We start from the raw sequence: 14306 nt of genomic DNA, 5'->3' as shown, positions 1-14306 counted from the left end.
GCCCGCGCGGCGAAACCGCGAGCGTGGCCGGCTGTTGCACCTCGGGCAGCGGAACCCCTGCGGCCAGCGCGCCCGGTATAGCGCCCGGTAGCACCTCGCCTCCGTGCCGTAGCGCCGGATGAACTGCGCCATCGACAACCCCGACTGGAACTGCACTTGGTTCATGGCCATGCCGGTTCTCCGCCTCGTAACATGGCACTGAGCCTCCGCCGCGCACGTCTCACATCACGCGACAGTCGGCTGAGCGTCGTCGCTAATCAGGTGCCTCCATGCACGCACTCATGGAGTCCAATGTGGGTCAGCTACCGCAAGCATCCAACGTGACCGACCTCGATGCCGGTCCGTCCCTACCCTTGCCGGGCACGGAAGCCTACGAGGCGCTGCCGCAGTTTCCGAAGCGCAGCCCCCTTCCGTTCCGACGCACCATCCGCCGCCAGGAACTGCGGCAGATCGTCCCCTTGGCTGAAACGACGATCTATGAAATGGAACGCCGCGGCGAGTTCCCGCGCCGCTTCAACCTGACACCGCGCTGCGTCGTGTGGGACTTGGCCGAAGTAGAGGCATGGATCGAAGCACGCAAGCAAGCCCCGCGCGGCGGCATCTCGAAGCCGGATGTCCACTTACGGAAAACCCGCCCTGTCCGGGCGGGCTCGAATGAGGGATGAAACCGAGCAACGCCCTTCATCCAACCAAGGTTTGCAGTTCCTTAGACGCCGAGCGCGGCAGCCGCCGACCTTCCTTCGCCACGTTGACCTGCAAGGCCACCCGCGCCACGTCGAGAACATCCTTGGCCAGCGCGTAGCTGCCCTTGGCCTGCTGCAACCAAGCCAGCACGTCGGCGAGGTGCCAGATCGACGCGCTGCCCTCATGCACTGGCGCGGGGAAGCTGCCCGGATGGGCCAGCATCAACTTGCGCATGTTCTGCCGCGACACACCCACGATGTCGGCCACGTCGGTCAGGCCGACCAAATCCGGCGCCACCTCGATCAATTTGGCCGACGGCACGGCACGGCGCACGTCGGCCAGCGCGCTACGCACAGCGGTCGCCGCGTTGGCCGCATCGCGGGTGAACTCCAGTGCTAACCGCCCCGGCTGCCCGATGCCGACTAAGGCATCGTCGCAGCCGGCTCCGCCAAGGCGTTCGACCAACGCATCCGGGTCGCGGTCGTTGTCGGCGAGCTGGTACTTCAAAGTGAAGGTGTATTCCATCGCGCTACTCCTTGGCATCGTCATCAGCCTCGCGCTGCTTGCGATGCGTGGTGCAGTTGTCCACGACACGCCGCAAGGCGCGAGCGTGGTTGCCAGGGTTCTTCGGCGTGCTCCATACGCTGGTGATGCAGAACTCGCCGCAGCGACACTCCTCGTCGTTGTACGGACAATAAATTCGCCCCCAAGCGTGGCTGCCACCGACTTCGACGCGCCAGCCCTGCGCTTCGGCGTGCCTGAGAGCTTCCTCGACCTCTTTCTTCGGATAAGAGGGACGGGCCATCAGTGATCTCCACTATGGGGTTAACTGGCTTGGTTGTCAAGTGACAACCAAGCCACCCTTTTCAGGCCATCGCACTCAACTCTGGCACTACCACATTCGCCGGCATCAGCTTCGGCACATAGGTCCGCCCGCCGCCCCAAGCATCGACCATGTTGGCCCACTCTTGCAGCATGTGGCGCCGCTGTTCGGCGTACTCGGCCTTGTTGTAGACCGAGCGCGAGGAACGCCCTTCCTCGTGCGCCAGGCACTTCTCGATCCAGTCGCGGTTGAAGCCGATTTCGTTCAACAGCGTCGAGCCGGTGCGGCGCAGGTCATGGACGGTGAACGGTTGCAGCGGCAGCCCCTTGGCTTGTGCAGCCTCCGCCACAAGTCCTGTGATCCGATTCAAGGTTGCATTCGACATGAACCGTTCTGCATCGTAACGAGAAGGGAAAACGAATCTTGAGCCGGCTGCGCAGGCATGCAGCGTGACGAAGATGTCGAGCGCCTGGCGCGACAGATAGACCACATGCGGATTGCGCCCTTTCATCCGCTGCTTCGGAATCGTCCAGGTCTTGTGCTCGAAATCGACCTCATCCCAGGTGGCCTGAATCAGTTCGCTCTTGCGTACCAGTGTCAGCAAGATCAGGCGCAGCGCCAGCTTGATGGTCGGATAGGTCGCCACCGATTCCATCTGTTGCACGAACAGCCGGATCTCCAGCGGCGACAAGGCGCGATCCTTCGGCACGAAGGTGGCGATCGTGGATGGCCCCACGCTGTCAGCAGGGTTGTCCACCTTTTCCCCGTGAGCAATGGCGTAGACATAGACCTGCTTCACGATGTCCCGAATCTGCACCGCCGTGGCCGGTGCCCCGCGTTCCTTGACCTTGTTGCAAAAGGTCCGCAGGTCTTCAGGCTGGATTTCAGTCAGCAGACGATTCCGAAAAGCCGGCAGGATGTCCCGGTCAATGACGTGTTGACGCGCGGCGCGAGTGCTGTCGGCCCATCGTGTATGGGCCAAATAGGCGTCCATTGCCGCGCCAAAGGTCTTGATGTCGGTCACGCGGCGTTTCTCGCGCTGCTTTTCGAGCGCGGGCGATATGCCCTTGAGAACGGCTTTGCGTGCATCCAGCAGCAGCTCGCGCGCCATTGCCAGTGAAATACCGTCAGCGCCATAGCGCCCGAGAGTCAGCGTCTCGCGGCGGCCGTTGAGACGGTAGTCGTAGCGGAAGGTGACTGTACCGCCAGGCGATACCGTCACGTACATTCCATCTCGGTCAGAAGCCTTATAAATCTTGGACTTAGGCTTCAGGTTACGCAGTGCAGTGTCAGTAAGCATCGAGGTTTCCTCCGGCTTTTGACGGCTTTACCGTCAGGTTTTACCGTCAGGGACCTGGAGACCTGCTGATGCCCGGAAAGCCCCATGAAATAAGCTTTCCCGAGAAGAGTTTTACCGTCAAAGACGGTAAAAGTCTGAATAGTGAACGAGAGTGTCTTAATTTGGCCTCGATTTTTACCGTCAGCTCTACCGCCAACTTTTTCTGCTGGCCGGCGATAGCTACCGATAGGTGCTGCGACGTATTTTTTTGAGAATCAACACGTTACGACGACTTTTCGATAGCTGGCGATAGTCCTCGAAGAACCTAAACTCACTCCCACTCGATCGTGGCCGGTGGCTTGCCACTGATGTCATAAACGACACGAGAAACACCACACAACTCATTGATAATACGGTTTGAAACCCTGCCAAGAAACTCGTAGGGTAGATGCGCCCAGTGTGCGGTCATGAAATCGACGGTTTCCACCGCGCGCAGCGCGATCACCCACTCGTAGGCGCGTGCGTCGCCCACCACACCGACCGACTTCACCGGCAGGAACACCGCGAACGCCTGGCTGGTTTTGTCGTAAAGGTCGGCCTTGCGCAGCTCGTCGATGAAGATCGCGTCGGCCTTGGCCAGCAATTCGGCGTATTCGCGCTTCACTTCGCCCAGGATGCGCACGCCGAGGCCGGGGCCAGGGAACGGGTGGCGGTAGACCATGGCGCGCGGCAGGCCGAGTTCCACGCCGATCCGGCGCACCTCGTCCTTGAACAGCTCGCGCAGCGGCTCGACCAGCTTCAGCTTCATGTGCGCCGGCAGGCCACCGACGTTGTGGTGGCTCTTGATGACGTGGGCCTTGCCGGTCCTGCTGCCGGCCGACTCGATCACGTCGGGGTAGATCGTGCCCTGCGCCAGCCACTTCACGTTGCCGCCGGCGGCAATGAGTCTCTCCGACTCCTCGTCGAAGATCTCCACGAACAGGCCGCCAATGATCTTGCGCTTGGTTTCCGGGTCGGTCACGCCTTCGAGCGCGTGGAAGTAGCGGTCGGCCGCGTTGACGCGAATCACCTTGACGCCCATGTGCTCGGCCATGGTGGCCATCACCTGATCGCCTTCCTGCCAGCGCAGCAGCCCGGTGTCGACGAACACGCAGGTCAGCCGGTCGCCGATCGCCTTGTGCAGCAGCGCGGCGACCACCGAGGAATCGACGCCGCCGGACAGGCCCAGCAGCACGTGGTCGTCGCCCACCAGGGCACGCACGCGGGCGATCTGGTCGTCGATGATGTTGGCGGCGGTCCACAGCGTCGCGCAGCCGCAGATTTCGGTGATGAAGCGCTTCAGCAGCGCCCCGCCCTGCTTGGTGTGGGTCACCTCGGGGTGGAACTGCACGCCGTACCAGCGCCGGGCCTCGTTCTCCATCACCGCCACCGGGATGCGATCGGTGCGACCGGTGACAGTGAAGCCCGGCGGCGCCTTCGAGACATGGTCGCCGTGGCTCATCCACACGTCGAGCTTGTGCTCGCCCGGATGATCGTTCAGGCCATCGAACAGGCGGCTCGGGGCCACGATGTCCACGCTGGCGTGGCCGAACTCGCGCGCGTCGGCCGCTTCCGTGGCGCCGCCCAGCTGGGCGGCCAGGGTCTGCATGCCGTAGCAGATGCCGAGGATCGGCAGGCTGCTGTCGAACACCTGCTGCGGGGCCTTCGGTGCATCCGCCAGCGTGGTGGATTCCGGGCCGCCGGACAGGATGAAGCCCTTCGCGCCAAACGCGGCGATCTCGGCGGGATCGTGGTCCCACGCCCAGATCTCGCAGTACACGCCCAGCTCACGCACGCGCCGCGCGATCAGCTGGGTGTATTGCGCACCGAAGTCGAGGATGAGGATCTTGTCGTCGTGGAGCCGGGATTGGGGATTCGGGGTTCGGGACTCAGTCATGGCTGGCTGCACGCGGGAATGGAGAATGGGAAATGGGAAATAGAAAGAACCACGAGCTTCGGAGCGAAAGTGCGATCGGATAGGTGGACCGCTTTACCCATTTCCCATTCTCCATTCCCGGCTCCCGGATACTCAGGAATTCAGCCGGTAATTCGGCGCTTCCTTGGTGATCTGGATATCGTGCGGGTGCGCCTCGGTAACGCCGGCGGAGGTCACCTTGACGAACTGCGCCTTGTGCCGCACGTCCTCGACGGTGGCCGCCCCCAGGTAACCCATCGAGGCGCGCAGGCCGCCGATCAGCTGGTGGATGATGTTGCGCAGCGGGCCGCGGTACGGCACGCGGCCCTCGATGCCTTCGGGCACCAGCTTGTCGGCGTCGGCTTCGTCCTGGAAGTAGCGGTCCTTGGAGCCGAGCTGCATCGCGCCGATCGAGCCCATGCCACGGTAGCTCTTGTAGGAGCGGCCCTGGAACAGTTCGACTTCACCGGGAGATTCCTCGGTGCCGGCGAACATCGAGCCGAGCATCACGGTGGACGCGCCGGCGGCCAGCGCTTTGGGGATATCGCCCGAGTAACGGATGCCGCCATCGGCGATCAGCGGGATCTCGTCCTTCAGCGCGGTGGCGACCAGGTCGATCGCGGTGATCTGCGGCACGCCGACGCCTGCGACCACGCGGGTGGTGCAGATCGAGCCGGGGCCCACGCCGACCTTGACCGCGTCCACGCCCACGTCGAGCAGCGCGCGCGCCGCCTCGCCGGTGACGATGTTGCCGGCGATCACCTGCACCTGCGGGTAGCGCTTCTTGACCCAGCCGGCGCGTTCGATCACGCCCTGCGAATGGCCGTGCGCGGTGTCCACCACCAGCACGTCGACGCCGGCGTCGACCAGCGCGGCCACGCGCTGCTCGGTGTCGCCGCCCACGCCGACCGCGGCACCGACCAGCAGCGCCTCGTGGCTGTCCTTGGCGGCATACGGGTTGTCGCGCGCCTTCTGGATGTCCTTCACGGTGATCAGCCCGCGCAACTGGAACGCGTCGTTGACCACCAGCACCTTCTCGATGCGGTGCCGGTGCAGCAGCTGCAGCACCTCGTCCTGGCTGGCGCCTTCCTTCACCGTGACCAGCTTGTCCTGGCGGGTCATGATGTTGCGCACCGGGTCGTCGGGCTTGCGCTCGAAGCGCATGTCGCGGCTGGTGACGATGCCGACCAGCTTGCTGCCCTCGACCACCGGCACCCCGGAGATGTTGTGCGCATGGGTCAGCCGCAGCACCTCGCGAATCGAGGTGTCCGGGCCCACGGTGATTGGGCTGCGGATCACGCCCGCCTCGAACTTCTTCACCAGGCGCACTTCGGCGGCCTGCTGCTCGGCGGTCATGTTCTTGTGGATGATGCCGATGCCGCCGTTCTGCGCCATGGTGATGGCCAGCCGCGCCTCGGTGACGGTGTCCATCGCGGCCGACACGATCGGAATGTTCAAACGCAGGTTGCGGGTGAAGCGGGTGGAGGTGTCGACGTCGCGGGGAAGCACGACGGAATGGCCCGGAACGAGGTAAACGTCGTCGTAGGTCAGGGCCTCGGCGAGGATGCGCATGCGAAAAGTCCCGCTGCAAAGAGGGAATTATACGCGCCCTGCCGGTGGGCTCGCCAGACGTGCTGCTTAATGCAGCAACAACCGACGCGTCAGGCGACCCGACGCGGTGTCGTGCGCGCTTCCGCCGCCTCCAGCGTGTTCTCCATCAGCGTGGCCACCGTCATCGGGCCGACGCCGCCGGGCACCGGGGTGATCCAGCTGGCGCGTTCGGCGGCCGGCGCGAATTCCACGTCGCCGACCAGCCTGCCGTCGTCGAGCCGGTTGATGCCCACGTCGATCACCACGGCGCCAGGCTTGATCCATTCGCCCTTCACCAGCCCCGGCTTGCCCGCGGCGACGATCATGATGTCGGCCTGGCGCACGTGGCTTTCCAGGTCACGGGTGAACTTGTGGCAGCAGGTGGTGGTGCAGCCGGCGATCAGCAGCTCCAGCACCAGCGGGCGGCCCACGTGGTTGGACACGCCGATCACCACCGCGTGCTGGCCGCGCACCGGGCGATCGGTGTGGCCGAGCAGGGTCATCACGCCCTTCGGCGTGCACGGGCGCAGGCCGAAACGGCGCAAGGCCAGCCGACCCACATTGATCGCCTGGAAGCCGTCGACGTCCTTGTTGGGGTCGATGCGATCGACCAGCGCATCCTCGTCGATGTGTTGCGGCAGCGGCGACTGCACCAGGATGCCGTGCACGTCCGGGTCGGCATTGAGCCGGTCGATCAGGGCGAACAGTTCGTCCTGGCTGGTCGTCGACGGCAGGTCGTAGCCGAACGAACGGAAGCCCACCTGCTGGCAGGCCCTGCGCTTGTTGCGGACATAGACCGCGGAGGCTGCGTCGTTGCCCACCAGCACCACCGCCAGTCCCGGCGGGGGCAGGCCCTGCGCGGTCCTGGCAGCGACGCGCAGGCCGACACGCTCCAGCAATTCCTGCGCGATGCGCTTGCCGTCGAGGATGCGTGCGTTCATGGGAGAGGCCTGGCTGCGAAGTCCGCCATTATCCGGGCTTGGCCCGGTGCGCACAAACGGCGCATGCACCCGAAGATCAGCGGGAAGCTCTTAGCGCGTGCGCTTGATCAGCTCGCTGAGCCGCCGCCTTGCCTTGTGCTGCTGTTCCTTGGTCAGCACCTTCTTGCGTCCGGCATACGGGTTCTCACCTTCGCGGAACACGATCCGGATCGGCGTGCCTTCCAGCTTGTAGCGCTTGCGGAAGAAGTTCTCGAGGTAACGCTGGTAGGCCGGTGCGATGTGCTTGGTGCGGCTGCCGTGGATGACGATGGTCGGCGGATTGGTGCCGCCCGGGTGCGCGAAACGCAGCTTCGGCGCATGACCGTTCACCAGTGGCGGCTGGTAGCTCTCGTAGGCTTTTTCCAGTGCCTTGGTGAGGTCGGAGGAGACCAGCTCTTTGGTCGCCGACGCATGTGCGCGCACCACTGCACGCATCAGTTCGCGCAGGCCGGAGCCGTGCAGTGCGGAGATCTGCACCTGCTTGGCCCAGTCGACGAACACCAGTCGCCGGTCCAGCGCGCGGCGACATTCGTCGCGCTGGTACGAGTCCATGTCGTCCCACTTGTTGATCGCGATGACCAGCGCCCTGCCCTCGTCGATCGCGTAGCCGATCAGGGTGAGATCCTGGTCGGCAAGGTTCTCGCGGGCATCGATCATCACCACCACGACCTGGGCGGCGGCGATCGATTGCAGCGTCTTGATGACGCTGAACTTCTCCACCGCCTCCTCGACCCGCGCCTTGCGCCGGATGCCGGCGGTGTCGATCAGCGTGTAGCGCTTGCCGTCGCGCTCCAGCGGCACCCGGATCGGATCGCGGGTGGTGCCGGCGACGTCGGAGACGATCAGCCGCTCCTCGCCCAGCAGGCGATTGATCAGGGTCGACTTGCCGGCGTTCGGACGGCCAACGATGGCCACGCGGATGCTGCCGTCCTCGCCCTCGGCTTCCGCCGCGGCTTCCCGGTCGGCCGGCAGCAGCGGCAGCAGTACCCGCAGAAAATCGTCGGTACCGCGGTTGTGCGCTGCCGACAGCGGCAAGGTGGCACCGATGCCGAACGCGAAGAACTCGGCCATGACGGCCTGTTCGTCGAGGCCGTCGGTCTTGTTGACCGCCGCCACGATCGGTTTGCCGCTGCGCCGCAGTTCGGCCAGGATCGCGTCGTCCTGCGGCAGCAGGCCGTCGCGGGCGTCGACCACAAACACCAGCACGTCCGCTTCGTCGATCGCCAGGCGCACCTGCCTGGCGGTCAGCACGTCCATGGCCTCGTCGATGCCGGACAGACCACCGGTGTCGACCACCACGAAGGGCCGTTCACCGGTACGGCAGATGCCGTAGTGGCGGTCGCGGGTGACGCCCGGCATGTCGGCCACCAGGGCGTCGCGGCTGCGCGTCAGCACGTTGAAAAGGGTCGACTTGCCGACATTCGGGCGACCAACCAGTGCGACGACGGGCAGCATGAGGAGCGCTTCGTTCCGGCGATCAGTGCGCGGACAGACGGTAGGCGCCGATGCGGCCCTCGACGTCCTCGACGTACACGATGTCGCCCACCACCAGCGGTTGTGCGCGGATCGCCTTCTTCGACAGGCGCTCGCGTGCGGCCAGCGCGCCGTCGCCGGTCTGCAGCCAGTGCACGTAGCCTTCCAGGTCGCCGACCACGACGTAGTTGCCCTGCACCGCCGGGCCGCTGAGCCAGCGGTATTTCAGTGCATCGTTCTTCCACATGTCGGCGCCGCCATTCTTGTCGAATGCCCACACCACCGAGGCGTCGTTGACGCCAAAGACCGCATGGTCGTTGACCGCCAGCGACTCGAAGCTGGAGAACGGATGCGTCCACAACGGGCGGCCGCTGGGGCCGTCGACCGCCGCCACGTTGCCGTGATAGGCGGTGCCGTAGAGCGTGCTGCCGTCCAGCAGGATCGCGCCGTCCGCGTCGTTCAGGCGGTCGATTTCGGTACGGCCTTCGCCGCTGGCCAGTTTCTGTTCCCACAGCTTCCCGCCATTGTCCTGGCGCAGGGCGACCAGCTTGCCGTCGTCGCTGCCGAAGAACAGCACGCCGTTGGCTGCCAGCAGCGCGCCGTTGCCGCGCAGGCTGAGCAGCGGCACGGTGCCCTGGTCGTAGACCCAGCGGCGCTGGCCGGTCGCGGCGTCCAGCGCGTAGACGCGGCCGTCGCCGGTACGCACCACGACCATGTCGCCGACGATCACCGGCGACGCCAGCACTTCGCTGCTCACCTCGACGTCCCAGCGCGGACTGCCGTCTTTCGCATTCACCGCGTAGACGTGGCCGTCCAGCGTGCCGACGGCGAGCAGGTCGCCATTGACGGCAGGCCCGCCGGCGTACTGGACGTCCTTGCGTTTCTTGTCGCCCCAGCCGAACCAGCCGTGGGTGCGCGAGCTCTTCGACCACAGGTTCTTGCCGCTGGTGGCATCGATCGCGACCAGCTTGCCGTCCGTGCTGGCGGCGTAGAGCACGCTGTCGACCACGGTCGGGCGCAGGCGTGCGCCGCTCGTGCCGGCACCGTCACCCACGCTGGTTCGCCACAGGCGGGTGACCTGCAAGGTCGGCTTGAAGTCCTTGGCCAGCGGAGTCGGCGGCTGGACGTTTTCCTTCTTGAACGAATGGCACCCGGCGAGGGTTACCAGCGAAGCCAGCGCGATCAGCAAGGCACGTTTGATCATTTCAGGTTTCATGCACCCTGCTTCCCGGCCGTGGCCAAATCATCGAGTTTCATCTGCAAGGCGCCGCGTTGCGGCGCTTCCTCGCCCAGTGCCGTCAGGGCCGTCTGGTAGGCCTTGCGTGCTTCGTCCGAGCGTCCAAGCTTGACCAGCACATCACCGCGGAGTTCCTGCACCAGCCCCTGGTAGCTGTCAGCCGGGATGCGGTCCAGCGTGGCCAGCGCCTGCTTGCCGTGGTCGCGGGCCAGTTCCACCTGCGCGATACGCAGCAGCGTCAGCGACTTCAGCGGGGATGCACCGGCATGGCTCTCAGCCCACTCCAGCGACGACTCGGCCTTGTCCAGCTGGCCGGCCTGGACCTGCTGCTTGGCGCGCTCGCTGACCGCAAATACGGCAAATGGCGACTTCGCGTAATCCTTCATCAGTTGATCGGTCAGCTGCGAGGCGGTGTCCGCCTTGCCGGACGCCTGCGCAATCTGGATCTGCTGATAGAGCTGCGAAGCCTGCCCCTCGTTGCGCGCCTGATGGTTGCGCCATTGCTGCCAACCGAAGATGCCGACCAGGCCGATCGCGATGCCGACGACGATCGACATGCCATTGTCGCGCAGCCACTTCTGAACCAGCTCGCTCTGTTCGTACTTGTCGTATTCTTCAAATGCCATGCAATCACCATTCAAGAGGCCGCCCACACGCAGACGCGGGTACGGGCCGGTGCGGTAACCAAGGGAAAAAGCCGCTTGCGCCCGCTCGTTGCCGAGCGAACCGAGTGGGCAAGCATAACCGAAATGGGCCGCACGCAGCGGCCCGAGCGGTGATCAAAGGCTGGTGGCTGAGGCCTTGCCGTCCTGCATCTGCAGGCGGAAATGGGCAACGTTGGCGCGCCGGAAATCGTCCAAGCCGATCGAGTTGCCATCGATGCTGACCTGCGCACCGCTGGCGTTGCCGATGCGCACGTCCAGCGGCTGATCGCTGTGCCAGGTCTTGCTGCTGCCGGCGGCGAGCAGGCCGTACTCCAGCCGTGTGCCGTCGGCCTGTGTCACTTCCACCCAACTGGCCGAAGACAGGCTGAGGCTCAGGCTGTGGCCGCCGGCACCGCTGTTCGCGACCGGCGCGACCTGCCGCGCCGGCGGCGGCAGGCTGGCGCTTTCCAGGTTCGGGAACGGTGCCATCGAGGCCAGCAGCGGTTGCTCCTGTCCCGGCGGCGGTGGCGTCCTGGGCGATGCCTGCGGAATCGGTGCGCTGGCCGGCGCGTCGGTCGCCACTGCATCCGTGGCGCGTGTTTCCATCTGGGCGACCGGTGCGGCATCGAGTGGCGCAAGGTGGCTGAGGTCACGATCCAGCGTGCCGCGTACGCCCAGCCAGATCATCGGCACCACGATCACCGCGGTCAGCACGACGTAGGTGGCGGCCGTGGCGTAGCGATCCAGCAGGAAGCGCGAATGAGAGATGCCGCCGGTGGCCACCAGCGGCGGTTCGATCTGCTTGATGCGATCGAGCTCGACCTGGATCGACGCCTCGTTGATACCCAGGTGGTGGCCGTACTTGCGGATATAGCTGGCCAGATAGATCTTGGAGTCGATGCCGTCGTACTGGTCGCGCTCGAGCTGGCGCAGTACCCGGGCCGGCAACTTCAGCCCGTGGGCGCAGGCTTCCAGATCCAGACCCTGGGCTTCACGTGCCGCATGCAGACGACTGCCGAAACTCACCGTGTGGGGGCCTGTCGAGGACACATCCATGTTGAGCAAATTGATACCGAACAGCCCGGGCTCGTCTGGACGCTGGTCGGTCGATGGAGACTGCATGGAGGTCATGGGCTGGCAGTGGTGTCTAGGGTGTGCGCCTGCTCCGAATCCGGGAACTGGCTGAGCAATCGCTTGCTGTAGGTACGGGCACCTTCCGGGTTGCCCAGACGGATTTCGATGTCGTGGCCGAGCTTGAGCGACGCGGCCGTCGGCTGGCCCAGCGCATCGAACCGCTGGAGGAAAGCCCTGGCGCGAAATGCATCCTTGTTCAGATAAAGCGTGTTTGCAAGCTGGAAGAGTGCCTCCGCATTCTTGGGATTTCTTGCGATGGCGTCACGAAAACTCGCTTCGGCCCCGCTGGCGTCGTCGGCGCGCAACTGGCAGACGCCGGCGTTGGTCAGCGCCACGTCGGGGGTCTGGTAGAACGGATCGGCGACGGCTTTCTGGAAATACTGCTTTGCCTCGGCGATTTTCCCGGTATGGCAAAGGAAGACGCCGAGGTTGTTGTTCGGTGCACCCCTGGCCGGTTCCAGCGCCACGGCCTTGCGGTAATGCTGCTCGGCTTCGGGCAGCTTGTTGATGCGCTCGTACAGCACCGCGATCACGGTGTGCGCCGGTGCGTAATTGGGGTCGAATTGCAGCGCCTTGGTCAGCTTTTCCAGCGCGGTCTGCAGGTCGCCGTTGGTCATGTAGCGCTGGCCCAGCTCGGTATGGATCCGGGCGGCGTCCTCGGCCTGCTCCGCCTTGCTGGTCTGCGGCATGCTCTTGCCCAGCGAGCTGCTGTCCGTATGTGTGGTGATGCAGCCGGCCAGCGGCAACAGCAGGCTGAAGATCACGACCCGGTCAAATCGCATGCGTTGCCCCCTCGTCCTGCCGTTTGCGGATATCGGCGCTGCGCCGGGTGCGGTCGGTGACCTGTCCGGCCAGCTGGCCGCAGGCAGCATCGATGTCGTCGCCGCGGGTGCGCCGCAGCATGGTCAGCACGCCGGCATTCAGCAGCTGCGTCTGGAACGCGTGGATGTCGGCGGCGTCAGAGCGCTTGAACTGGGTGCCCGGGAAAGGATTGAACGGGATCAGGTTGACCTTGCACGTCGGCAGCTTGCGCATCAGCTTGATCAGCTGGCGGGCGTGCTCGGGCTGGTCGTTGACGCCCTGCATCAAGGTGTACTCGAAAGTGATCGAGGTGCGCGGCTTGCGCGCAATCCAGCGCTGGCAGGCTGCCAGCAGCTCGGCGATCGGATAGCGCTTGTTGATCGGCATCAGCTCGGTGCGCAGCTCGTCGTTGGCGGCGTGCAGCGACACCGCCAGCGATACGTCGATGGCCTCCGACAACTGGTCGATCAGCGGTACCAGGCCGGCGGTGGACAGCGTGACGCGCTTGGCCGCCAGACCGAAGCCCAGGTCGTCGCGCATCAACTTCATCGCCTTCAGCACGTTGTCGAAATTGGCCAGCGGCTCACCCATGCCCATCATCACCACATTGGTGATGCGCCGGTTCTGGTGGGTGACGTTGCCCAGGTACTTCGCCGCCACCCACACCTGGCCGATGATCTCGGCGGTGGACAGGTTGCGGTTGAAGCCCTGCGCGCCGGTCGAGCAGAACTGGCAGTTCAGCGCGCAACCGATCTGCGAGGAGACGCACAGCGTGCCGCGGGTCGGCTCGGGGATGTACACCGTCTCGATCGCATTGCCGCTGTCCATGCCCAGCAGCCACTTGTGCGTGCCGTCGGTGGCCACCTTGTCCAGCAGCGTCTTCGGCGCGCCGATGTAGCAGGCCTCGGTGAGCTTGGCGCGCAGCGCCTTGCCCACGTCGGTCATGTTCTCGAAGTCGTCTTCCAGGTCGTGGTAGATCCACTTCATCACCTGCTCGGCGCGATACGGCTTCTCGCCGAGCTGCGTGAAGAAATCACGCAGCCCCTGGCGATCGAAGTCGAGCAGGTTGACCTTGTTCGAGCTGGCGACGACTTGTTGCATGGTTACCTTGAAACCACATCCGTCGCCGCGAAGAAATAGGCGATCTCCACCTTGGCGGTCTCGACCGCGTCGGAACCGTGCACGGCATTGGCGTCGATCGACTCGGCGAAGTCGGCGCGGATCGTGCCCTTGGCCGCTTCCTTCGGGTTGGTGGCGCCCATCAGGTCGCGGTGGGCGAGCACGGCGTTCTCGCCTTCCAGCACGCTGATCATCACCGGGCCGGAGATCATGAACTCGACCAGGGCCTTGAAGAACGGGCGCTCGCGATGCACGGCATAGAAGCCTTCGGCCTCGGCGCGCGACAGCTGCTTCATGCGCGCGGCGACGATCTTCAGGCCGGCCTTTTCAAAGCGTGCGTAGATTTCACCGATGACGTTCTTGGCAACGGCATCGGGCTTGATGATGGAAAGAGTGCGCTCCAGCGCCATACGGGTCTGCTCCGGAAAAACGGATGGATGGGGAAAAAGGCGTGGCCGCTCGGGCCGGCAAAATCGGCTAATTCCGACATGGATTGCGGATTTAGCTCAGGAAAGTTTGACAGATTCTAACTCATACGCAAGTCGGCGGACGTTTGCAACAAACGCCCGTTTGACGGCTGCCGAGCTG

At 64.9% G+C, this 14306-nt stretch carries 15 protein-coding genes; 1 reads left to right on the top strand and 14 read right to left on the bottom strand.

The features are described from left to right. Window positions 1–171: transposase (locus RHOOR87_RS19920; protein WP_027485230.1), on the bottom strand; the 171-nt coding region annotated here is incomplete at its 3' end. A gap of 182 nt (window positions 172–353) precedes the next feature. On the opposite strand from RHOOR87_RS19920, the gene RHOOR87_RS0112795 reads away from it, so the two are divergent. Further along, entirely contained in the window at window positions 354–665 is a 312-nt protein-coding gene (locus RHOOR87_RS0112795; protein ID WP_231381794.1) for an AlpA family phage regulatory protein, read from the top strand. Between the two features lie 16 nt (window positions 666–681). Here RHOOR87_RS0112795 and RHOOR87_RS0112790 read toward each other — a convergent pair whose 3' ends face one another. The 13 genes from RHOOR87_RS0112790 to ndk form a co-directional block, all read right to left on the bottom strand. Further along, window positions 682–1209, bottom strand: coding sequence for a DNA-binding protein (locus RHOOR87_RS0112790; RefSeq protein WP_027485228.1), 528 nt, complete (start codon window positions 1207–1209; stop codon window positions 682–684). Window positions 1210–1213: 4 nt separating this feature from the next. After that, window positions 1214–1489, bottom strand: a complete 276-nt coding sequence (locus tag RHOOR87_RS19915) for a hypothetical protein (protein ID WP_081700008.1) — start codon at window positions 1487–1489, stop codon at window positions 1214–1216. A gap of 61 nt (window positions 1490–1550) precedes the next feature. After that, window positions 1551–2807, bottom strand: a complete 1257-nt coding sequence (locus RHOOR87_RS0112785; RefSeq protein WP_027485227.1) for a tyrosine-type recombinase/integrase — start codon at window positions 2805–2807, stop codon at window positions 1551–1553. A gap of 310 nt (window positions 2808–3117) precedes the next feature. Beyond that, complete coding sequence (gene guaA / locus RHOOR87_RS0112780) at window positions 3118–4722, bottom strand: glutamine-hydrolyzing GMP synthase (RefSeq protein WP_027485226.1); 1605 nt, start codon at window positions 4720–4722, stop codon at window positions 3118–3120. A gap of 132 nt (window positions 4723–4854) precedes the next feature. Beyond that, on the bottom strand, window positions 4855–6312 hold the full coding sequence (gene guaB, locus RHOOR87_RS0112775; RefSeq protein ID WP_007508361.1) for an IMP dehydrogenase: 1458 nt from the start codon (window positions 6310–6312) through the stop codon (window positions 4855–4857). An 89-nt stretch (window positions 6313–6401) separates the two neighbouring features. After that, complete coding sequence (folD, locus tag RHOOR87_RS0112770) at window positions 6402–7271, bottom strand: bifunctional methylenetetrahydrofolate dehydrogenase/methenyltetrahydrofolate cyclohydrolase FolD (protein WP_015447649.1); 870 nt, start codon at window positions 7269–7271, stop codon at window positions 6402–6404. Between the two features lie 90 nt (window positions 7272–7361). Next, window positions 7362–8765 (bottom strand): ribosome biogenesis GTPase Der, encoded by a 1404-nt coding sequence (der, locus tag RHOOR87_RS0112765; protein ID WP_027485225.1) that lies wholly within the window; start codon window positions 8763–8765, stop codon window positions 7362–7364. 22 nt (window positions 8766–8787) lie between these two features. Continuing rightward, window positions 8788–9987 carry an outer membrane protein assembly factor BamB gene (gene bamB / locus RHOOR87_RS0112760; protein WP_043795560.1) on the bottom strand — a complete coding sequence of 400 codons (1200 nt, stop codon included), beginning with the start codon at window positions 9985–9987 and terminating at the stop codon, window positions 8788–8790. 8 nt (window positions 9988–9995) lie between these two features. Beyond that, window positions 9996–10646 carry a tetratricopeptide repeat protein gene (locus RHOOR87_RS0112755; RefSeq protein WP_007508355.1) on the bottom strand — a complete coding sequence of 217 codons (651 nt, stop codon included), beginning with the start codon at window positions 10644–10646 and terminating at the stop codon, window positions 9996–9998. A gap of 153 nt (window positions 10647–10799) precedes the next feature. Further along, window positions 10800–11786: a helix-turn-helix domain-containing protein gene (locus RHOOR87_RS0112750; RefSeq protein ID WP_231381792.1), complete on the bottom strand. Its 987-nt coding sequence runs from the start codon at window positions 11784–11786 to the stop codon at window positions 10800–10802. 5 nt (window positions 11787–11791) lie between these two features. After that, window positions 11792–12580: a type IV pilus biogenesis/stability protein PilW gene (pilW, locus tag RHOOR87_RS0112745; protein ID WP_007508350.1), complete on the bottom strand. Its 789-nt coding sequence runs from the start codon at window positions 12578–12580 to the stop codon at window positions 11792–11794. Further along, on the bottom strand, window positions 12570–13700 hold the full coding sequence (rlmN, locus tag RHOOR87_RS0112740) for a 23S rRNA (adenine(2503)-C(2))-methyltransferase RlmN (RefSeq protein ID WP_007508349.1): 1131 nt from the start codon (window positions 13698–13700) through the stop codon (window positions 12570–12572). The genes pilW and rlmN overlap by 11 nt, the downstream gene beginning before the upstream one ends. Before the next feature lie 2 nt (window positions 13701–13702). After that, complete coding sequence (gene ndk, locus RHOOR87_RS0112735) at window positions 13703–14128, bottom strand: nucleoside-diphosphate kinase (protein ID WP_007508348.1); 426 nt, start codon at window positions 14126–14128, stop codon at window positions 13703–13705. Window positions 14129–14306 lie beyond the last annotated feature (178 nt).

It is taken from the genome of Rhodanobacter sp. OR87, assembly GCF_000473345.1.
In the GTDB taxonomy this organism is placed as follows: domain Bacteria; phylum Pseudomonadota; class Gammaproteobacteria; order Xanthomonadales; family Rhodanobacteraceae; genus Rhodanobacter; species Rhodanobacter denitrificans.
Note: the sequence above shows the minus strand (reverse complement) of the source record. Positions and strands in the feature narration are given on the sequence as shown.